Source organism: Micromonospora sp. Llam0, assembly GCF_003751085.1.
Taxonomy (GTDB): domain Bacteria; phylum Actinomycetota; class Actinomycetes; order Mycobacteriales; family Micromonosporaceae; genus Micromonospora_E.
On sequence record NZ_RJJY01000001.1, the window covers coordinates 387142 to 406486 of the forward strand.

The 19345-nt window shown below is 72.9% G+C and carries 16 protein-coding genes and 2 tRNA genes; 11 read left to right on the plus strand and 7 right to left on the minus strand.

Translation table 11 applies throughout. The features are described 5' to 3' along the window. Window positions 1–3: 3 nt before the first annotated feature. From EDC02_RS01830 to EDC02_RS01845, 4 genes are all read left to right on the plus strand, one after another. Window positions 4–1953: a TOMM precursor leader peptide-binding protein gene (locus tag EDC02_RS01830; RefSeq protein ID WP_123600441.1), complete on the plus strand. Its 1950-nt coding sequence runs from the start codon at window positions 4–6 to the stop codon at window positions 1951–1953. A gap of 8 nt (window positions 1954–1961) precedes the next feature. Then, entirely contained in the window at window positions 1962–3242 is a 1281-nt protein-coding gene (locus EDC02_RS01835) for a nitroreductase family protein (RefSeq protein ID WP_123600442.1), read from the plus strand. Further along, the gene (locus EDC02_RS01840; RefSeq protein WP_123600443.1) at window positions 3239–5026 is read left to right on the plus strand and encodes a thiopeptide-type bacteriocin biosynthesis protein; all 1788 of its coding nucleotides are present in this window, start codon (window positions 3239–3241) and stop codon (window positions 5024–5026) included. Before EDC02_RS01835 ends, EDC02_RS01840 begins: the two co-directional genes overlap by 4 nt. Before the next feature lie 89 nt (window positions 5027–5115). Then, entirely contained in the window at window positions 5116–5535 is a 420-nt protein-coding gene (locus EDC02_RS01845; protein ID WP_158632021.1) for a winged helix-turn-helix domain-containing protein, read from the plus strand. Here EDC02_RS01845 and EDC02_RS01850 read toward each other — a convergent pair. Continuing rightward, window positions 5512–6873 (minus strand): radical SAM/SPASM domain-containing protein, encoded by a 1362-nt coding sequence (locus EDC02_RS01850; RefSeq protein WP_123600445.1) that lies wholly within the window; start codon window positions 6871–6873, stop codon window positions 5512–5514. The two genes, EDC02_RS01845 and EDC02_RS01850, sit on opposite strands and share 24 nt — an antisense overlap. A 138-nt stretch (window positions 6874–7011) precedes the next feature. Beyond that, window positions 7012–7203 (minus strand): hypothetical protein, encoded by a 192-nt coding sequence (locus EDC02_RS40005; protein ID WP_158632022.1) that lies wholly within the window; start codon window positions 7201–7203, stop codon window positions 7012–7014. A 216-nt stretch (window positions 7204–7419) separates the two neighbouring features. On the opposite strand from EDC02_RS40005, the gene EDC02_RS01855 reads away from it, so the two are divergent. After that, window positions 7420–8013, plus strand: coding sequence for a helix-turn-helix domain-containing protein (locus EDC02_RS01855; RefSeq protein ID WP_158632023.1), 594 nt, complete (start codon window positions 7420–7422; stop codon window positions 8011–8013). A gap of 58 nt (window positions 8014–8071) precedes the next feature. On the opposite strand, the gene EDC02_RS01860 is transcribed toward EDC02_RS01855, so the two are convergent. Continuing rightward, window positions 8072–9262, minus strand: a complete 1191-nt coding sequence (locus tag EDC02_RS01860) for a hypothetical protein (RefSeq protein ID WP_123600447.1) — start codon at window positions 9260–9262, stop codon at window positions 8072–8074. Between the two features lie 196 nt (window positions 9263–9458). On the opposite strand from EDC02_RS01860, the gene EDC02_RS01865 reads away from it, so the two are divergent. The 3 genes from EDC02_RS01865 (at window position 9459) to EDC02_RS01875 (ending at window position 10600) form a co-directional block, all read left to right on the plus strand. Further along, window positions 9459–10262 (plus strand): fumarylacetoacetate hydrolase family protein, encoded by an 804-nt coding sequence (locus EDC02_RS01865; protein ID WP_123600448.1) that lies wholly within the window; start codon window positions 9459–9461, stop codon window positions 10260–10262. A gap of 78 nt (window positions 10263–10340) precedes the next feature. Next, window positions 10341–10415 (plus strand) — tRNA-Gln (locus EDC02_RS01870). Between the two features lie 112 nt (window positions 10416–10527). After that, window positions 10528–10600: transfer RNA gene (locus EDC02_RS01875), tRNA-Glu, on the plus strand. A 181-nt stretch (window positions 10601–10781) separates the two neighbouring features. On the opposite strand, the gene EDC02_RS01880 is transcribed toward EDC02_RS01875, so the two are convergent. Beyond that, the gene (locus EDC02_RS01880) at window positions 10782–11468 is read right to left on the minus strand and encodes an IclR family transcriptional regulator (RefSeq protein WP_123600449.1); all 687 of its coding nucleotides are present in this window, start codon (window positions 11466–11468) and stop codon (window positions 10782–10784) included. 49 nt (window positions 11469–11517) lie between these two features. Here EDC02_RS01880 and leuC point away from each other — a divergent pair, with 49 nt between their 5' ends. The 3 genes from leuC (at window position 11518) to EDC02_RS01895 (ending at window position 14497) form a co-directional block, all read left to right on the plus strand. Then, window positions 11518–12975, plus strand: coding sequence for a 3-isopropylmalate dehydratase large subunit (gene leuC, locus EDC02_RS01885; RefSeq protein ID WP_123600450.1), 1458 nt, complete (start codon window positions 11518–11520; stop codon window positions 12973–12975). Between the two features lie 37 nt (window positions 12976–13012). After that, window positions 13013–13600, plus strand: a complete 588-nt coding sequence (gene leuD / locus EDC02_RS01890) for a 3-isopropylmalate dehydratase small subunit (RefSeq protein WP_123600451.1) — start codon at window positions 13013–13015, stop codon at window positions 13598–13600. Window positions 13601–13837: 237 nt separating this feature from the next. After that, complete coding sequence (locus tag EDC02_RS01895; protein ID WP_123600452.1) at window positions 13838–14497, plus strand: HU family DNA-binding protein; 660 nt, start codon at window positions 13838–13840, stop codon at window positions 14495–14497. A gap of 88 nt (window positions 14498–14585) precedes the next feature. On the opposite strand, the gene EDC02_RS01900 is transcribed toward EDC02_RS01895, so the two are convergent. The 3 genes from EDC02_RS01900 to EDC02_RS01910 all read right to left on the minus strand — a co-directional run bounded on the left by EDC02_RS01900 (window position 14586) and on the right by EDC02_RS01910 (window position 19236). Beyond that, complete coding sequence (locus EDC02_RS01900) at window positions 14586–15482, minus strand: NUDIX hydrolase (protein WP_123600453.1); 897 nt, start codon at window positions 15480–15482, stop codon at window positions 14586–14588. Beyond that, a complete protein-coding gene (locus EDC02_RS01905; protein ID WP_123600454.1) occupies window positions 15470–16999 on the minus strand; it encodes a CYTH and CHAD domain-containing protein in 1530 nt (509 codons plus the stop codon). The genes EDC02_RS01900 and EDC02_RS01905 overlap by 13 nt, the downstream gene beginning before the upstream one ends. An 83-nt stretch (window positions 17000–17082) precedes the next feature. Further along, window positions 17083–19236 carry an RNA degradosome polyphosphate kinase gene (locus EDC02_RS01910; RefSeq protein ID WP_370461506.1) on the minus strand — a complete coding sequence of 718 codons (2154 nt, stop codon included), beginning with the start codon at window positions 19234–19236 and terminating at the stop codon, window positions 17083–17085. Between the last annotated feature and the right edge of the window lie 109 nt (window positions 19237–19345).

The following is a 19345-nucleotide window of genomic DNA, read 5'->3' on the forward strand; positions in this document are numbered from 1 at the left end:
ACCATGTCGACCCGTACCGTTGCGACCCCGACCGACGATCTCGCGGCGGCGCTGGCCGCCGCCGGTCACCCGACCGTCCCGGTGCTGGACGCCGCGACGGCGCTGGACGCGGTGGCGGCGCCAGGCGGCACCGGCGGCCGGACCGCGGTCGTCCTGCTGGACCACTGGACCCCGGCACTGGCCGCACAGCTGAGCCGCCGGGCCTGGGAGACCGCCGCGACGGTCGTCCCGGTCCGTCTCGACGGCGGCCTGGTGCTGGTCGGCCCGGTGCTGCGGCCGAGAGCCGGCACCTGCCTGGCCTGCGCCGAGCAGGCCCGGCTGCGGGTGTTCGGGCCGGGCGTGCCGAGCCGGGACCCGCAGCTGCGGCAGGGCGGAGTCATCCCGCCGAGCCTGCTGCCGATGGTGGCCGGCACGGTCGGCGACGCGCTGACCGACCCGGGCCGGTTGGACGCGACGGTGGTGGCGATCCGCACCGACCACGCCACTGTCAGCAGCCACCGGGTCCGGCCCCGACGGCAGGGCTGCCGGATCTGCCGGCCGGTGCCGTTGGACACCCCGCACGGTGCCGAGGTGCCGCTGACCGCCGCCCCGACCAGCGACCCGTACTCGCTGCGCGGCGACAACCCACGGACCAGCCGGGCCGCGTTGCGCGCCGAACTGTTCGACTGGCGGCACGGGCCGGTCGCCCACATGATCCGCACCGAGCGGTCGCCGATGGCGCTGAGCACCAGCGAACTGTCCAGCGACACGGCGGTCCGCGAGGCCGGCTACGGCCGGGCCCGCAGCTTCGCCGAGTCGGAGCGGATCGCCCTGTTCGAGGCGGTCGAGCGGGCCACCGGGATGCGGCCGCACCGGCGGCGTACCGCCGTCGAAGCGGCCTTCGTCGACCTCGGCCCGGACCGGGCGGTCGACCCGGCCCGGCTCGGCCTGCACGACCCGGCGCACTACGACCACCCGGCGTTCCGGATGGTGCCGTACACGCCGCAGACCCGGGTGCGCTGGGTGCACGGCTGGTCGCTGGGCCGCCGCCGCCCGCTGCTGGTACCCGAGCACGTCGCCTACTGGGGACTGCACCGCAGCGACGGCCCCCGGTTCCTCTACGAGAGCTCCAACGGCTGCGGGCTGGGCAACAGCGCCGTCGAAGCCGCGCTGTACGGCATGTACGAGGTCGCCGAACGGGACGCGTTCCTGATGGCCTGGTACGCGCGGACCCCGCTGCGGCCGGTCGCCGTACCCGACGACGACCCGGTGCTGCCGCACCTGGTCGACCGGCTCGACACGGTCGGCTACGACCTGCTGTTCTTCGACGCCACCAACGACCTCGGGGTGCCGACCGTGCTGGCCCTGGTGCTGCACCGCGACCCGACCAGCGGCGCCCCGCAGGCGTTCTTCGCCGCCGGTGCCCATCCGGACCCCCGGTCGGCGCTGCGATCGGCGGCGGCCGAGGCGGTGGTCGACGTGTTCAGCCTGCCCGAGGTGGCCCGCAACAAACCCGGCCATCTGGACCCGGATCGGCTGCAGGCCATGTTCGACGACCCCCGGCTGGTCACCGGCCTGGAGGAACACGTCGCGGTGAACACCCTGCCGCAGGCCCGGCAGCGGTACGAGTTCCTGCTCACCGGCGACGCACCGGCGCACTGGCGGGACGTCTGGCCGGGCCGCCCGGCCCCGGTGACCGACCTCGCGGCGCTGCTCGGCGAGACCGTCGAGCGGTGGGCGGCGGACGGCCTGGAGGTGATCGTGGTGGACCAGACCGACCCGGCGAGCCGGGACCGGCTGGGACTGCACTCGGCGAAGGTGATCGTCCCCGGCACGTTGCCGATGACGTTCGGCCACGTGCACCACCGCACCCGGGGCCTGGACCGGCTGCTGCGGGTCCCGGCCCAGCTGGGCCGGCTGCCGTCCCCACTCGACTACTCCGACCTGCCCCTCTATCCGCACCCGTTCCCGTGAGGTCGGCCATGTCGTCCAGTCAGCTCACCGCCAGTCAGGTCAGCGCCGATCAGCCCAGCGCTACGCAGCTCACCACCAGTCAGCTCACCGCCACGCTCGCCGAGGTGTACGCGCACGGCCCCGGCAAGGACGTCCGGCCCGCGTCGGCGCGGCCGTACCGTCGCCGGCCCACCGGCCCGGCCGTGTCGTTCGGCGAGCTGGCCGCCGTCGCCGGGCCGACCGGTGCCCGGCTGGTCCGGACACTCGGTACAGCGCTGGCGCCGCGCCGGTTCGAACCGTGGAACGGCTTCAACGAGCACCGGGCGTACCCGTCGCCCCGGGCGGCGCACCTGGTCGACGTGCTGCTGCGGCACGACGGCGTCGACTGGCTGGTCGACCCGGTCCGCGAACTGCTGTATCCGACGTCCGCTGAGTCGCCCGTCGCAGCGCCGGACGGGGCGGTCGAGCTGGTGCTGCGGGAGCAGCCGACGCGGATGCCGGCCGGCTACGGCCGGCTCGCCGAGGCGCTGGCCGCGCTGGAGGCCGGTCACGTCGCCGGCGCGCTCGCCGAGGCCGCCGCCGGCCACGGACTGCGGTACGCCGCCGGCACCACCGCCAGCGCCACCGCCACCGCCACCTGCGGGCCCTGGCTCACCGTCACCCTCGGACCGTCGACCGCCCCCACCTGGTCACGGCACCGGCTGCGGGCGGTACGCAGCTCCGGGCTGAGCCCACGCGGGTTCGGCGCGGACCCCCGGCCGCTGCCGGCGGAGGCGTTCGAGCGGCTGGTCGCCGCCGCGTACCGGCCGCCGGCCGGGTCACCGGTGACCGGGGTGCGCCTGCGGCACACCCTCGCGGTCGGCAACGTCGCCGACCGGGCGGCCGGCTGGTACCGCCTCGACCCGGCCGCGACCGGCCGAGGCGGGGCTGCTGCGCCGCAGCCGACCCGGCCGGGCGACGCGACCGGGCAGGTGCAGCGGGCGTACAGCTATCCGCGTACCGAGGTCGACGTCGCCGGCATGCCGCTGGCCTGGCTGGTCAGCGCCGACGTGCCGGCCGCGGTCCGCGTCGGCGGCCCGGCGGCGTACCGGCGGCTGCTGCACGCGGCCGGTGCCGCCGCCCAGCACGTCGGCACCGCCGCCGCCGAGGTCGGCCTGTTCTGCCGGCCGGTACGCGCGGTGCGGGAGGCCGCCGCCGAGGCGGCCGCGGGTCTGCCCGCCGGGCACGACCTGATCTACCTGTTGTTGATCGGCCGGTCACGGGTGCGTGACTTCGCCTACGACCTGAGCAACCCGGAGGTGTCGCCGTGACCGCCCCGACCATCACCGCCACCACCACCCGCACCTGGGTGGGCCTGCACTGTTTCGCCTACTGGTCGCCGGCCGACCTGGACACTTTCCTGGCGGTGACCGTGGCGCCGCTGCTGGCCCGGCTGCGCGCCGACGGCGCGATCGCCGACTGGTTCTACATCCGCTACTGGGAGGGCGGGCCGCATCTGCGGATCCGAGTTCGGGACCCGCTGCCGGGCGTCGGCGACCGGTTGCGGGCGGAGCTGGCCGAACTCGCCGGCCAGGCGCCGTACGAGGTGTTCACCATGGACAGCGGCAACTACTACCGGCGGTTGGGTGGCAGCGCCGCCCGGTCGGCCGCCGGCTGGCACGACCACGGCGACGTCCGGGAGATCCCGTACCGGCCGGAGACCGCCCGGTACGGCGGACCGCAGGCACTGCTGGTCGCCGAGGACGTCTTCTGCCGGTCCAGCGAGATCGCCGCCCGGATCGTCGGCGCGGTCCCGCCCGGCCCGGCCCGGTTGTCCGTCGCCGCCGAGCTGGCCACCGCGACCGCCGCCGCGTTGGGCCTGGACGAGTTGGGTGCCGCCCGGTGGCTGCGTGGCCACGCAGCCGGTTGGCGGTGGCAGAACGAGGTGGCGATGCTGCCGGCCGCGGCGGTGCAGGGGCAGGCGGCCCGGGTACTGGCCAGCCAGGGTGCCGCGCTGCGCCGCCGGTGGGACCGGACGGTGGCCCGGGTCGACGCGCAGCGTACCGACGCCGCCGCCGACCTGGCGGGGGAGCGGTCGCCGGCCGGGTACTGGGCGCAGGTCGTCCGGGCCGCCCGGGACGCGTTGGAGGGGCCGGCCGCCGCCGGCCCGGCCGACCAGCGGTGGCGTTGGGTGTGGGGCTCCCAGCTGCACATGCTGTTCAACCGGCTGGGCATCCTGCCGGACGAGGAGCGGTCGGTGTGCTGGCTGGTCGCCGGGACCGCGCTGGCGCCGGGCGGGCCGGCGGACTTCTTCGCCGACGGGGCGGCGGCCGCCGACCGCCGCTACCACGAGGCGAGCAAGTTCCTGCCGGGAATGTTGCAGACGCAGAGGCCGCGCGAGGCCGTCTCGGAACGGAGCGGGACCCCGTTCCGGTTCGGCGGCCGGCCGGTTCCTCTGCCCGCCGGGGACCCGCCGCGTGCCGCGCTCGCTGATGTGCTGCGCCGGCGGGTCTCCGGTCGGGGGCGGCTGACCGGGCCGGTCACCGCCGAGCAGCTGGGCACCCTGGTGTGGAGCGCGCACGGGGTGACCCACCGCAGCCAGGTGCCGCTGTCCAACGGGGACCTGTACGACTACGCCCACCGCCCGTACCCGAGCGCCGGTGCGGCGTACGCGGCGCGGATGCGGCTGATCGTGCGCGACGTCGACGGCGTCGCCCCCGGCGCGTACCACGTCGACGACCTCGACCGGCAGCTGTGGCGGCTCGGGCCGGCCCCGTCGGTGCCGGAGCTGGAGGCGTCGTCGATGTGGTTCGGGGCGGACGCCCTCGACGTCGGCGGGATCGAACTGGCCGAGGTGCCGGCCCTGCTCGGGCTCTACGTGCAGCTGGGTGAGCTGCGGGAACGCTACGGGATGCGGGCGCTGCGGTTCGCGGTGGCGGAGGCGGGTCACCTGGCGCAGGCGCTGTCGATGGTGGCGGCGGCGAGCGGGCTGGCGCTCGGCATGATCGGCGGCTTCTACGACGACGTCGCCCACGAACTGCTCGGCCTGGACGGCATCGACGACGTGCTGGTCTACCTGCTGCCGGTGGGTCGTTTCCCGGGAGGTGCGCGGTGAGCCCGCGACCGGCCGACGGTGCCAGGTTCACAGACGGTGCCAGTTTTACAGACGGTGCAGCCCCCGACCGTCAGGGAACGTCGGGGGCTGTGTCCAGTGTGCCACGGCAACCCGGGTCCGCGCGACCGCCCGGCGGCACCGATCCGCCGACCCCGGCGGTACGGGTGCTCGACGGCGTCAATCAGCTGCGCGCCGTCGCCGATCCGATCCGGTTGCGGGTGCTCGCGGTGCTCACCGCCGAGCCGGACCGGGCGCTGTCCGCCCGCCAACTGGCCCACCAGCTGGGCATCACGTTCAGCCTGATGCACTACCACCTGCGGGTGTTGTCCGAGGAGGGGATGATCCGGGTGGTCAACCAGCGGACCGATCAGGGCCGGGCGGAGCGGTACTTCCAGGCCGCGCAGTTGGCGCTGCGGTGGGACTTCCCGCCGGCCGACCGGGCCGGCGACGACGTGGCGCCAGCGGACCGGGCCGGCGACGACGGGTCAGACGGGAAGCAGGCCGGATGAGCGGACGAACAGGTCGATCCGGCCGGCCAGGTTCTCCTTCATCGGTGGGCACGGTGCGGTGCCCTCCCGCCACAGTTTCGGGCAGGCGCCGCCGCACACCGGCAGGATCGGGCAGCCCTGGCAGCCGGTCTCGCCGGCGCGCAGCCCGGTGTACCAGTCGTCGAACTGGCCGGTCGGCCGCAGCTGGTCGACCGGTGCCCGGTCCACGGTGTCCAGATGCTGTTCGGTGAAGCCGGGCACCAGCGGCTGTTCGGTGCAGGAGTAGATCCGCCCGTCCGGGGCGATCACCTCGCTGTGCCGGGAGACGGCGGTGCACACCACCCGTACCGGGTGGGTGGGCAGCAGCCGGCAGTGCAGTCCGGCGGCGAGGTAGGCGGCGTACCAGCGCAGTTCGGTCTCGGCGGCCTGCTGCTGGCGCAGCCGTACCTCGCTGACGTCGTTGCCCCACGAGTGCACCGGCGCCGGGTAGAACCGGATCCGGGGGTCGGCGAGGCCGGCGTCGCGCATCGCCGCAGCGAACTCGTCGGCCCGGTCGGCGTTGTGCCGGCCGATGTTGGTCCGTACGGTCACCTGCAGCCCGGCCAGCTCCGGATCGGTGAGCACGGTACGCAGCGCCGTGGTGATCCGGTGGAAGGAACTCTGTCCACTGTTCAACGGCCGGGCGGCGTCGTGCACCTCCGCCGGCCCGTCGATGGTGATCTCCATCCGGTCGACCCGGCAGTCCAGATGCAGGGTACGCAGCTTGCGGGCGTCGAGCAGGGCACCGTTGGTGACCAGCATCGCCGAGTAGCCGACCCGGTGCCGGTCGGCGGCGGCCACGAACCGGGCGGACAGCGAGCGGAGTACCGCGTACCCCATCAGGGGTTCGCCGCCGAACCACCGCACCACCACGGTGTCGTGCTCGCCGCTGGCCATGGCGTGTTCGACCCGGGCGGCGATGGCGTCGCGGTGCCGGGTCGGCCGGGTGGCCGGGGTGTCCCGCCGGTGCTCCTGCCCGCAGTAGTCGCAGCCCATGTTGCAGTAGCCGGTCGGCATCAGTACGAACTGCCGGTGCCGGGCGTCGTCGGCCGCCTGCGCGCCGGCGTCGATCGTCGCGGCGGTCTCGTCGGCGTCGGCGGGCACCAGCAGGCCGAGTTCGGCGAGCCGGGCCTGTTCGTCGGCGGGCAGGCCGGCCGGGCCGGGGCCGTCCAGGAGGGCCCGCGTGGTGTCGGTGTCGAGCAGGAGGGTACGGGCCCGTCCGGTGTGGAACACGGCGCGCAGTTGCCGGCCGGACGGGTGCCGGTAGGTGGTCGGACTGAACACGAGGTAGCGGCTGAGCACGAGGTCGGGCTGGGCCATGACGGGCCTTTCGGAGGTCTCGACGAGTGGCTACTGGGGGCTACCGGGGTGACGGAGTGGGCGGCGGTCGACCGTGGGGTGCAACGTCACCGGACCCGGAGCGGTCGCTCCGGGTCCGGTGCTGGTGAGAGCCGCGGCTCAGTTGAAGGCACAGGCGAAGTTGACGCTGGAGCTGTCGTCGTGCATGCCGGTGCTCTCGGTGGGCAGCTCGAAGACGACCATGCTCTGGCTGGTTGTCTCGTCCGGCTGCTGGGCTTCGACGGCGGCCTGGGTGGCCGGGGCGGCGATGGCGATCGCGGCGACGACGGCGAAGAAGGGGTTGGTGGGCACGGTCGACCTCCGGAAAAGGGCAGGGGGTGGCGAAGGAAGTGGCGGCGCAGGTGGGGTGACGCGGGCAGGTGGGGGTGGTGCCGGCCCGCGCGGGTGAGTCGGTGGAAATCGGGGGTGATACGATCTTGCTGACGTTCAAAATAAGCTGAGCGACGGATGGAAGTCAATCGTCGGGGTAGAATCAACCGTGGAACGTTGGTTGAACGGAGGTCTGCGGTGACTGAGCTGATGGCCAGCCGGGTGATCGAGGACGTGGCTACCCTCAAGGCGCTCGCCGACCCCATCCGGATGCGGGTCCTGGAGCTCGCGATGTCCGAGCCCGAGCGGACCTGGACCGCCAAGGAGCTGGCGAAGATCGTGGGCGTCGCGCCCACCAAGATCTACTACCACATCAACCAGCTGGAACAGCACCAGCTGCTGCACATCCGGGACACCCGGGTGGTCAACGGCATCATCGAGAAGCAGTACGGTGCCGGCCAGCTCAATCTGACCTTCCACCGGCGCTCCGGCGAGGAACCCAGCTCGGTGCACGAGGTGGTGGCCACCCTGCTGGACCAGATCAAGGACGAGATCGAGGCCGGACTCAACGCCGGCACCATCTCCGGCAGCAGCGAGGCGCCCGACCCGGTCCGGATGATGCTCAGCCGGGGAGTCGCCGAGATCCCGGTGGACCGGATCGCCGAGTTCCGCCACGAGCTGCAGGCCCTGATGCGGCGGTTCGAGCAGGCCGGTGTCGCCCGTGACGGCACCGCCACCGGTGGGCACCGGTTCGCGATGCTGGTCGGCATGCACCCGCTCGGGCTGTCCTGAACCCGCCTGCCGGGTCCAGCCCGTCAGCCCGTCAGCCCGGGCTGCCGGGGTCGAGCCGTCAGGTCCATCCGACGGCGACCCCGGCGGAGAACGCGCCGCTACGCAGCTCCAACCGGACCGGGATCAGTTCGCCGCTGACCGTGAAGGCCAGCGGGACCAGCATCCGGCCGCCGGGCGGCACCGGCTCGGCGAAGACGTCCCGGCTGCCGTTCTCCTGCCGGGTCGCCGCCTCGTCCACCCCGACCCAGTCACCGGTCGGCAGGTACGCCCGCTGCAACGGCCCGTACCAGAACTGTTCGGTGTCGCTGCGGTTGCGCAACCCGACCGTGGCGACACACCGCCGGTCCTGCCCACCAGCCGGCGCGCAGGCCATCCGGAAGACGGTGAACTCGAAGGCGGCCTCGGTCAGCAGCACTCCGAACCCGCCGGCCGGTGGCGCGCCGATCCACCCGCTGGCCGGCTGGTTGGCCCGGTCCAGCACCTCGGTGCCGTAGCTCACCGCGCGTACCGCCGCCACCGCCAGCCCGGTCAGCATCGCCAGCAGCAGGCCGAACACCAGCGGCGTCGCCGGGCGCCAGCGGCGCTTCGGCACGGCCGCCGCCGCCGGCAACCGCACCCGCCGCCCGGCCGGGGTGACCACCCGGCGTCGGTCGACCCGACGTTCCCGCAGTCGGCGCCGCCACCCGTACCCGATCATCGCCACCACGACGAGTGCGGACAGCCCACCGATCAGCGGCACCGACGGGCGCTGCCACCAGGCCGGGTCCGCCGCCTCGATGCCGGCCGTCGGGGTCCACCGGGCGCTCGCGCAGTCGTACGGCCGTGCGGTGTCCCGCTGGTACGCGCAGACCGGGAAGGTCTGCGCGGTGCCGGCGCCGCCCGGCCGGAACGACGCGGTGACCGTCTGCCCGCTGTTCGCCGGCAGGCTCAACTGCCAGGTGATCTCCGAGGCGTCGACCCGGCCGCCGGCGCCGACCGTGGCCACCGAGGTGGTGCTCGGTACGGCCATCCGCAGGGTGACGTCGACCGGGGACACCGTACGGTTGACCGCCTCGACCCGGTAGGTCGCCGCGCTCTGCCCGATCTCGTTGATCGTCACCGCGACCAGTTCCTGCCCCTCGGCCCGTGCCGAAGCAGCCCACTCGGCCCGCGCCGGGGCCGCACCCGGTGCCAGGATCCCCCCGCCGACCACCAGAGCGGCGCCGAACAGCCCGGCCCGCAGCGCGTGTCGCCACCATGACATCACCATCTCGTTTCCGCCCCCGACCCGAACGGTAGGCCGGCACCGGCCGTCCGGCCGGTAAAGCGCGGTTCCGCCACCTGATCCGGTGACCGGTGCTAAATTCCCGGTCCTCGCGGTGACCGTTGTCGCCCTCGCCGTGACGGTTGTCGCCCTTTGCCGTGACCGGCGGGGCGGCGCAGGCGCGGGACGATACATTGACCGGGTGCGTATCGCTCGTTTCGCCCATGGCAAGGGAATGTCGTTCGGGGTCGTCGAGGGGGAGCCGGGAGCCGGCCCCGAGGCGTTGACCGTCGCCGAGGTCGACGGCCACCCGTTCGGCAAGCTGACCTTCACGTCGCAGCGCTGGGCGCTGGCCGACGTCCGGCTGCTGTCGCCGATCCTGCCCAGCAAGGTGGTGTGCGTCGGGCGCAACTACGCCGACCACGCCGCCGAGCACGGTGCCGAGGTGCCGGCCGAGCCGTTGCTGTTCCTCAAGCCGTCGACGTCGGTGATCGGTCCACGGGACGCGATCCGGCTGCCCGCCCAGTCCCGGCAGGTGGAGCACGAGGCGGAGCTCGCCGTGGTGATCGGACCGCCCGGTGCCCGGCGCGCCGACCGGGCCGCCGCCGAGCGGGCGATCTTCGGCTACACCTGCGCCAACGATGTCACCGCCCGGGACCTGCAGCGGTCGGACGGCCAGTGGACCAGGGCGAAGGGCTTCGACTCGTTCTGCCCGATCGGCCCGTGGATCGTCACCGGGCTGGACGTCACCGACCTGGAGGTCCGCTGCGAGGTGGGTCCGAAGCCGGACGAGATGGACGTACGCCAGCTGGGCCGGACCAAGCAGATGGTCTTCGACGTGCCGACCCTGGTGTCGTACGTGTCACACGTGATGACGCTGCTGCCCGGTGACGTGATCCTGACCGGGACGCCGGCCGGGGTGAGCGAGCTGACCGCCGGCGACACGGTGTCGGTCCGGATCGAGGGCATCGGTGAGCTGGCCAACCCGGTGGTCGCGGCGGACTGAGGCAAACCGCTGCGGTATCCCGATTTGGCGCGCACCATGGGGTCAGGTAGAGTTCTGTCCCGGTGCAGCGAGCACCGATGGGGTATGGGGTAATTGGCAGCCCGACTGATTCTGGTTCAGTTAGTCTAGGTTCGAGTCCTGGTACCCCAGCCACCGACGCCGGAAGGCTCCAGATGGCGTCGGGGTGCTGGTCTCTGTTAGAGTTCGGCACCGTGTCCAACAGGACACAGCAGCACGAAACGGTAGTTTGCACCAGGAAAGTTCTGGCCCCGTCGTCTAGCGGCCCAGGACGCCGCCCTCTCAAGGCGGTAGCGCCGGTTCGAATCCGGTCGGGGCTACAGCGCTCAAGGCGCCCTCCTCCGCGAGGGCGCCTTTTTCGTCGGCACCGGTCCGGTCACCTGCCGCCCGGTCACCTGCCGTCGCCGCTGACCATCATGCCGGACATGGCCCGGCCTGCGTCGGGTATTCGCGAACTTGCCGGGATCCGGAAACGCGGGGGCTCAGAAACTCCGGAGCGGCTCAGAGCCCGGAGAGTCGTTGCCCGGCGCGGACCACGGCCATGGCGTGCCGCTCACCCGGCCGGCGGCCGAGCCGCTCGATCGGCCCGGAGACACTGACCGAGGCGATCACCCGACCGGTGCGGTCCCGGATCGGCGCGGAGACGCTGGCCACCCCGGCCTCCCGCTCGGCGACGCTCTGCGCCCAGCCACGCCGGCGCACCTCGGCGAGCGTACGGCCGGTGAACTTGCAACGGGGCAGCAGCGGCATGACGGCCTCGGGCGGCTCCCAGGCCAGCAGGATCTGGGCGGCGGACCCGGCGGTCATCGGCAGCACCGAGCCCACCGGCACGGTGTCGCGCAGGCCACTGGCCCGCTCGGCGGCGGCGACGCAGATCCGCTCATCGGCCCGGCGCAGGTAGAGTTGTGCGCTCTCGCCGGTGGCGTCGCGCAGCGCGGCCAGCAGCGGCTCGGCGGCGGTCAGCAGCACGTCGGGCGCGGCGTTGGCCAGCTCACCCAGCCGGGGGCCGGGCCGCCACCGCCCCTGGGTGTCCCGGACCAGCATCCGGTGGATCTCCAGGGCCTGCGCCAACCGGTGCGCGGTGGCCCGGGGCAGCTTGGTCCGGTCGACGAGTTCGGCCAGGCTGGCGCCGTCCACGCAGGCCGCGAGGATCACCACCGCCTTGTCGAGAACGCCGACACCGCTCATACTGTGTCCCACAAGCCGAAACATACCTCCCAGAATTTAGGATGTCCAGATGGTGGGAGCCACTTCGAAGCCGACATCGCCCAGGACCCTGGCCGAGAAGGTCTGGGACGCGCACGTGGTGCGATCCGCCGCGGGCGAGCCGGACCTGCTCTACATCGACCTGCACCTGCTGCACGAGGTCACCAGTCCGCAGGCCTTCGACGGGCTGCGGATGGCCGGCCGGCCGGTGCGCCGGACCGACCTGACCCTCGCCACCGAGGACCACAACACCCCGACCGGGTACGCCGACCCCGCGTTCAACAGCCGGCGCGGCGACCTGCTCACCATCAGCGACCCGACGTCGCGTACCCAGATCGAGACGCTGCGCCGCAACTGCGCCGAGTTCGGCATCAAGCTGCACGCCCTGGGCGACGACAACCAGGGCATCGTGCACGTCATCGGCCCGCAGCTGGGCCTGACCCAGCCCGGCATGACGATCGTCTGCGGCGACTCGCACACCGCGACCCACGGTGCGTTCGGCGCGCTCGCCTTCGGCATCGGCACCAGTGAGGTCGAGCACGTGCTGGCCACCCAGACGCTGCCGCAGTCCCGGCCGAAGACGATGGCGGTCACCGTCACCGGCGAACTCGGCCCGGGGGTCACCGCCAAGGACCTGGTGCTGGCGCTGATCACCAAGGTCGGCACCGGCGGTGGTCGCGGCTACGTGGTCGAGTACCGGGGCGAGGCGATCCGCCGGCTCTCCATGGAAGGCCGGATGACGGTGGCGAACATGTCCATCGAGTGGGGTGCCAAGGCGGGCATGGTGGCGCCGGACGAGACCACGTTCGCGTACCTCAAGGGCCGGCCGAACGCGCCGCAGGGTGCCGACTGGGACGCCGCCGTGGCGTACTGGTCCAGTCTGGCCGCCGACGAGGGGGCGACGTTCGACGCCGAGGTGATCCTGGACGCCAGCGAGATCACGCCGTTCGTGACCTGGGGCACCAACCCCGGACAGGGTGCCGCGCTGAGCGCCGTCGTGCCCGACCCGGAGCAGTTCGACACCGACGCGGAGCGGGTCGCCGCCCACCGGGCGCTGGAGTACATGGACCTGCGGCCGGGCACCGCGCTGCGTGACGTGCCGGTCGACGTGGTCTTCGTCGGCTCCTGCACCAACGGCCGGCTGGAGGACCTGCGGGCCGCGGCCGACGTGCTGCGCGGGCGCAAGGTCGCCGACGGGGTACGGATGCTCGTGGTGCCCGGGTCGGCCAAGGTCCGGGAGGCGGCCGAGAACGAAGGGCTGGACAAGGTCTTCGCCGACGCCGGTGCCGAGTGGCGGTTCGCCGGCTGCTCGATGTGCCTGGGCATGAACCCGGACACGCTCAAGCCGGGGGAGCGCTCCGCCTCCACCTCCAACCGCAACTTCGAGGGCCGGCAGGGCCGGGGCGGGCGTACCCACCTGGTGTCGCCGCCGGTGGCCGCCGCCACCGCCGTGGTGGGCCGGCTGGCCGCGCCGGCGGACCTCAACTGACCGCCGCTGGACACGCACCACGAGACGGGATCACGACATGGACAAGTTCACCGTGCACACCGGGACCGCCGTCCCGCTGCGCCGATCTAATGTAGATACCGATCAGATCATCCCGGCGGTGTACCTCAAGCGGGTGACCCGGACCGGCTTCGCCGACGGTCTGTTCAATGCCTGGCGCGAGGATCCGGGATTCGTTCTGAACAATCCTTCGTATTCCGGAGCATCCATTCTCGTCGCTGGCCCCGAGTTCGGCACCGGGTCATCGCGTGAACACGCGGTGTGGGCGCTACGGGACTGGGGCTTCCGGGCCGTGCTGTCCCCCCGCTTCGGCGACATCTTCCGCGGCAACGCGCTCAAGGAAGGGCTGCTGCCGGTCGAGTTGGAAATGCCCGCCATTGAGGAATTGTGGTCGCTGGTCGAGGCCGACCCGGCCGCCGAGGTGACCGTCGACCTGGCCAGCCGGGAGGTCAGGGCCGGTGCCTCCGGCTGGTCGTTCCCGATCGACGACTTCAGCCGGTGGCGGCTGATGGAGGGATTGGATGACATTGGACTGACCCTGCGTCACGAGTCGGCCATCACCGAGTACGAGCGCGGGCGGTTGTCGTTCAAGCCCGTCGTGGCATAGCGCACAACCGTCGAGCCGGCCCCTTCCCAACGGGTTCCCGACGCCGATTCCGCCCCCATCCGGTGGCCTGCCAACCGTCCGGCTATACCAACCGGCCGACCCGGGCCACCGGTTGGGGGCGAATCCGTTACGACACAAGGACTTTTTTCCGGCAGATGTTTGTGTCCTGCCGGTACAGGGCATACCGTGCGCGCAGAATGGCTCGTTGAGTCCAGTTGCACATACGGGAGGGAACTCGTGAACAAGGCAGAGCTCATCGATGCGCTCGCTGCTCGCCTGGGAGACCGCAAGACGGCGACGACGGCGCTCGACGCCGTCTTGGCCGAGGTTCAATCGGCGGTCACCAAGGGCGACCGGGTGGGTATCACCGGTTTCGGGGTGTTCGAGAAGCGCGTCCGCGCGGCTCGAACAGCGCGCAACCCGCGTACCGGCGAGTCGGTGAAGGTCAAGAAGACCTCGGTGCCGGTCTTCCGGCCCGGCGCGGGCTTCAAGGACATGGTGGCAAGCGGCAAGGCGCCGAAGGCCACCGCGGCCAAGTCGACCGCGGCCAAGTCCACGGCGACGAAGGCCACCGCGGCCAAGTCCACGGCGGCCAAGAGCACCGCCCGTGGCGCGGCGAAGTCCACCGGTACGGCCGCCAAGGCGACCGCCACCAAGGCGCCGGCGAAGCGGGCGGCCGGCGGTACGGCGAAGAAGACCGCCGCCGCCAAGACCACCCGGTCCGCGGCGGCCGCGCCGGCCAAGAAGTCCGCGGCCAAGAAGACCACCGCGACGCGGTCCACCGCGGCCAAGTCGACGGCGGCGAAGTCGACCGGGGCCAAGTCGGCGGCGGCGAAGAAGTCGACGGCGAAGAAGGCCCCGGCGCGCAAGTCCACCGCCCGTAAAACCACCCGCTGAGCCGTCCGGCCACACCGGCCGGACAGCAGCAGCGCGAAGGCGCCCACCGCCGTACCGGCGGTGGGCGCCTTCGTATCGGACAGGACTGCTAGAGCCGGTCCGCGCCGACCAGCCGCTCCCCGGCGAACGACAACAACCAGCCGCCGCCCTTGGCGGTACGGTGATCCGCCGCCGCCCGCCGGGTCAGCACCGTCAACGCGGCCGGGATCACCTTGCCCTGACTGCACACCGCTGCCGGCGTACCGGCCGCCGCCAACTCGGTCAGTCGGCCCGCCGCCGCCAACGCGTTCTCGTCCGGCTGCTGGCCGGCGGCCGGCTCGTCGAACACCGACTCCACTTCGACCGGCAGATCCAGCGCCTGCGCCAGCGGGGCGACCGTCTGCACACACCGCCGGGGCGACGCCGACAGCACCCGACACGGCCCGGTCAGCACCAGCAACGCCGCCAACGCCTGCGCCTGCCGCAGCCCGGCGGTGTCCAACGGGCGGGCACTGTCCGGACCCGGCCAGGTGTCCCGACTGCCGGCATGCGCGTGCCGCACCAGGGTGAGCGTCGCGGTCACCGGCGGCAACTGCGCGAACCCGTGCAGCACCCCCACGTCGTGCCGGTACGTCAACCGCTGCCGCGCCTGCGCCAACGGCAGCCAGCACAGCTCGTCGACCTCGTCGGCGGCGTCGACCGGCACCGGCCCGGACGACGCTTCGACCGCCCGCATCGACCAGTAGTCGACCACCTTCAGGTTGCCGTCCGGCATGGTGTAGCGGATCGACGGCAGCCGCACCTGCGGCACCGCCCGGATCCCGGTCTCCTCACCGACCTCCCGCACCGCCGCCGCCAACGGATGCTCCGCCGGCTCCAGTTTGCCCTTCGGCAGCGACCAGTCGTCGTGCCGGGGCCGGTGCACCAGACACACCTGCACCGCTCCGCTGTCGTCGGTCCGCCACACCACCCCGCCGGCGGCCCGGACCTCGGTCACGGCAGCCACTTCGTCCGCTGCCCCGCTGACGCCCGCTCCCAGGCGGCGGCGAACTCCGCCCGCGCCGCCCGGATCGCGGCCCGCTCCCGCTCGACCAGCCGGCCGACGGTCATCGCCAACTCGTGGTCGTCTGGATGCTCGGCCAGCACCCCCTGCCAGGTCTCGGCGGCCACCGCCGCGTCCTGATGCTCGCCGAGCAGGTTCTGCACCTTCGACAACGCCTTCGCCAGCTTCGCCGCGCCACCGCCGATCACCGGCGCCACCGCGTCCACCGCGTACCGGGCCTTCTTGCCGTTGATCCGCACCGCGTGCCAGCGCTCGTCGGAAGCGTCCAGGGTCAGGTCGGCGGCACCGTCCACGCCGCTGCCGCCGAACGCCAACCGGCGCCACGGCTTGGCCACCAGCCGAGGCAGCACCTCGGCAGCCGGGCCGGCCGCCGCCTCGGTCAGTCGCGGCTCCCGGGCCGCCTGCACCAGCATCTCCACCAGGGCAACGTACCGGTCGGAGCGCAGCGCGGCGTCCACCTCGGCCAGTGCCGCCGCCTGCCGGTCGGCGAGCGTCGCGTCGATCAGCTCGACCGCCGCCGACGGCAGCGGCGCCAACGGGTCCGCCCCGGCGGTACGCCGCAACCGGTCCCGCAGCACCTCGGCGTCGCGGGCACCACCGAGCACCCCGGCGACCCACTTCAGCTCGTCGCGCAGCGCACCCGCCCACTCGCGGTCCACCAACGCCCGGAAGGTCCGCAGGTCGCTGCGCAGCCGCCGGCACCCCACCCGCATCTGGTGCACGGCGGTGTCGTCGTCGCCGACCGGGGCGTGCAGCCGCACCAGCGGATCGTGCGCCACGATCCGGGCGACGCCGTCGCGGACCGCCCGGGTGACCACGTCGGCGGCGGTCGGCTTGGCCGGCAGGTCCTCGACCGCCGGCAGGTCCGCCGGCCCGGCGGCGGCCGCGCCCAACGCCCGTACATGCTTCGGAGTGAACCCGCCGGCGGTCGCCCCCGCCGCGACCAGGTCGGCCTCGACCCGGTCCAGCAGCGACCGCTTGGCGGCCTTCAGCTCGACCTCCACCTCGCGGAACCGCGACCGGACCGTCTTGCCGTCCAACACCGACACCGCGTCGTCGGCCAGCTCCACCAGCAGCGCGTCGTCGGCGTCGCGCAACTCCAGCACCGTGCGTACCGTGCGCACCGTCGCGGCCGGCGTCAGCTCCACCCCCCGCGAGTACGCGGTGACCAGCCACACCAGCTCCGTCGGCGGCTTGCCGCGCTTGCCGGACCGGCTGATCTCATGCCGTACGCCGGGCGCGTCGGCGGGCAGCTTCACCGTCCACGGCTTCGAGTCGCCCACCCGGTGGCGCAGCGACACCCCGGCGCGGGCCAGCCGCAGATCCGGGGTGTCGTAGTAGGTGGCGGTCAGCTTCACCGCCGGCTGCTGCACCAGCCGGCCACCGTCCGGCAGACAGCCGGACAGGTCCGGCACGGTGAAACCCGGCTCGACCTCGTACTTGCGTTCCTCCTCCACCATCGGGCCAGCCTAGCGCCGCCGACCAGGGGCCGCCGCTGTCGACAGGGCGTCGCCGGCCCGCCGACCGCCGGCGGCAGCAGGAGCTATTTGCCGGTGCCGATGAATCGTCGGAGCAGCCGCTCCTGCAGATGCACCAGCGGCCGTTCGTCGGTCGACCGGTGCCGGCTCCAGGTGCCGTCGGGGTGCAGCTCGAACGACTCGCAGTCCGGGCTGAACGCGTCGCTCATCAGCTGGTCCAGCTCGGCGCGGGCCACCGGGTCGGTCACCTGCACCAGCGCCTCCACCCGGCGGTCCAGGTTGCGGTGCATCAGGTCGGAGGACCCGATCCAGAACTCGACGTCGCCGTCGTTGCCGAACCGGAACACCCGGGAATGCTCCAGGAACCGGCCGAGGATCGACCGGACCCGGATGTTGTCCGACAGCCCCGGCACCCCGGGCCGCAGCGTGCACATCCCCCGGATCAGCAGATCCACCTGTACGCCGGCCTGCGACGCCCGGTACAGCGCGTCCACCAGCTCCTCGTCGACCAGCGAGTTCACCTTGATCTGGACCAGCCCGCCCCGGCCGTCGCGGACATGGGCGACCTCCCGCCCGATCCGCTCGATCAGCCCGCTGCGCACCCCGTGCGGGGCGACCAGCAGCCGCCGGTACGCGGTCTGCCGGCTGTAGCCGGTCAACACGTTGAACAGGTCGGTCAGGTCGGCGCCGACCTCCGGGTCGGCGGTCAGCATGCCGAAGTCCTCGTACAGCCTGGCCGTCTTCGGGTGGTAGTTGCCGGTGCCGATGTGGCAGTAGCGGCGGATCTGGTTGCCTTCCTGGCGTACCACCAGGGCGGTCTTGCAGTGGGTCTTCAGCCCGACCAGGCCGTACACGACGTGACAGCCGGCCCGTTCCAGCATCCGCGCCCAGCCGATGTTGGCCTGCTCGTCGAACCGGGCCTTCACCTCGACCAGCACCACCACCTGCTTGCCGGCGGCGGCCGCCTCGATCAGCGCGTCGACGATCGGCGAGTCACCGCTGGTGCGGTACAGCGTCTGCTTGATCGCCAGGACGAGTGGGTCGGCCGCCGCCTGCTCGATGAACCGCTGCACGCTGGTGGAGAACGAGTGGTACGGGTGGTGCACCAGGATGTCGCCGTCGCGCAACGTGGCGAAGACGCTGCGCGGCACCTCGCCCTCGACCAGCCGCGGGTGGGTGGCCGGCACGAACGGTCGGTCCTTCAGGTCCGGCCGGTCGGAGCTCTCGTAAACCTGCCACAGCGCGGACAGGTCCAGCAGCCCCGGCACCCGCAGCACGTCGTGGCTGTCCATGTCGAGCTCGCGGACCAGCAGGTCGAGCATGTGGTCGGAGATGGAGGCGGCCACCTCCAGCCGCACCGGCGGGCCGAACCGGCGCTGGGCGAGCTCCCGCTCCAGCGACTGCAGCAGATCCTCGTCGCGGTCCTCGTCGACTTCGAAGTCGGCGTTGCGGGTCACGCGGAACAGGTGGCACTCCACCACCTGCATGCCGGAGAACAGCTGACCGAGCTGGGCGGCGATCAGATCCTCGACCGGCAGGAACCGGGCACCCAGCCCTTCCTGGCTGACCACCACGAACCGGGGCACGTTGTTCGGCACCTTGATCCGGGCGAACAGCTCCGGACCGCCGTCCGGGTCACGGACCGCGACGGCCAGGTTCAACGACCGGCTGGAGATGTACGGGAACGGGTGCGCCGGGTCGACGGCCAGCGGGGTCAGCACCGGGAAGATGTGCTCCCGGAAGTAGGTGCGCAGCCCTTCCCGCTCACCGGTGCTCAGATCGCTCCACCGGATCAGGTGGATGCCCTCGGCGGCCAGCCGAGGCCGGACCTCCTCGGTGAAGCACCGGGCGTGCCGGGCGACCAGGCCGGCGGTCTTCGCCCCGATCAGCTCCAACTGGGTACGCAGCGGCAGCCGGTCACCGCCGCGTACCGGCAGCCCGGCCTGCAGCCGGCGCTTCAGCCCGGCGATGCGGACCATGAAGAACTCGTCGAGGTTGCTGGCGAAGATGGCCAGGAACTTGGCCCGCTCCAGCAGCGGCGTCTGCGGGTCCTCGGCCAGCTCGATCACCCGGGCGTTGAAGTCGAGCCAGGACAGCTCCCGGTTGAGGAAGCGGTCGTCGGGCAGCGGCTGACGGGCCAGGGTGGCCGGCTCGTCCGGCTCGGCCGGTTCGGCGGTGTCCGACACCGGGTTGGCCGGGTCGGGGGCCTGCACCGGCAGCGGCGCGGCTGGCGCGTTGGTTGCGGACTCGGCCACCGCCTGCGGCGCCGGCTCGGTGGTCTCCGGCGCGGCCACCGCCTCCGGTTCCGCGCTCTCGGGTGCCGGTTGG

Excerpts from the sequence above, each read along its gene's own strand:
- EDC02_RS01905 (WP_123600454.1), bottom strand. The coding sequence starts at position 16,999 with ATGGTGGAGGAGGAACGCAAGTACGAGGTCGAGCCGGGTTTCACCGTG.
- EDC02_RS01850 (WP_123600445.1), bottom strand. The coding sequence starts at position 6,873 with ATGGCCCAGCCCGACCTCGTGCTCAGCCGCTACCTCGTGTTCAGTCCG.
- EDC02_RS01830 (WP_123600441.1), top strand. The coding sequence starts at position 4 with ATGTCGACCCGTACCGTTGCGACCCCGACCGACGATCTCGCGGCGGCG.
- leuC (WP_123600450.1), top strand. The coding sequence starts at position 11,518 with ATGGTGGGAGCCACTTCGAAGCCGACATCGCCCAGGACCCTGGCCGAG.
- EDC02_RS01880 (WP_123600449.1), bottom strand. The coding sequence starts at position 11,468 with ATGAGCGGTGTCGGCGTTCTCGACAAGGCGGTGGTGATCCTCGCGGCC.
- EDC02_RS01835 (WP_123600442.1), top strand. The coding sequence starts at position 1,962 with ATGTCGTCCAGTCAGCTCACCGCCAGTCAGGTCAGCGCCGATCAGCCC.
- leuD (WP_123600451.1), top strand. The coding sequence starts at position 13,013 with ATGGACAAGTTCACCGTGCACACCGGGACCGCCGTCCCGCTGCGCCGA.
- EDC02_RS01860 (WP_123600447.1), bottom strand. The coding sequence starts at position 9,262 with ATGGTGATGTCATGGTGGCGACACGCGCTGCGGGCCGGGCTGTTCGGC.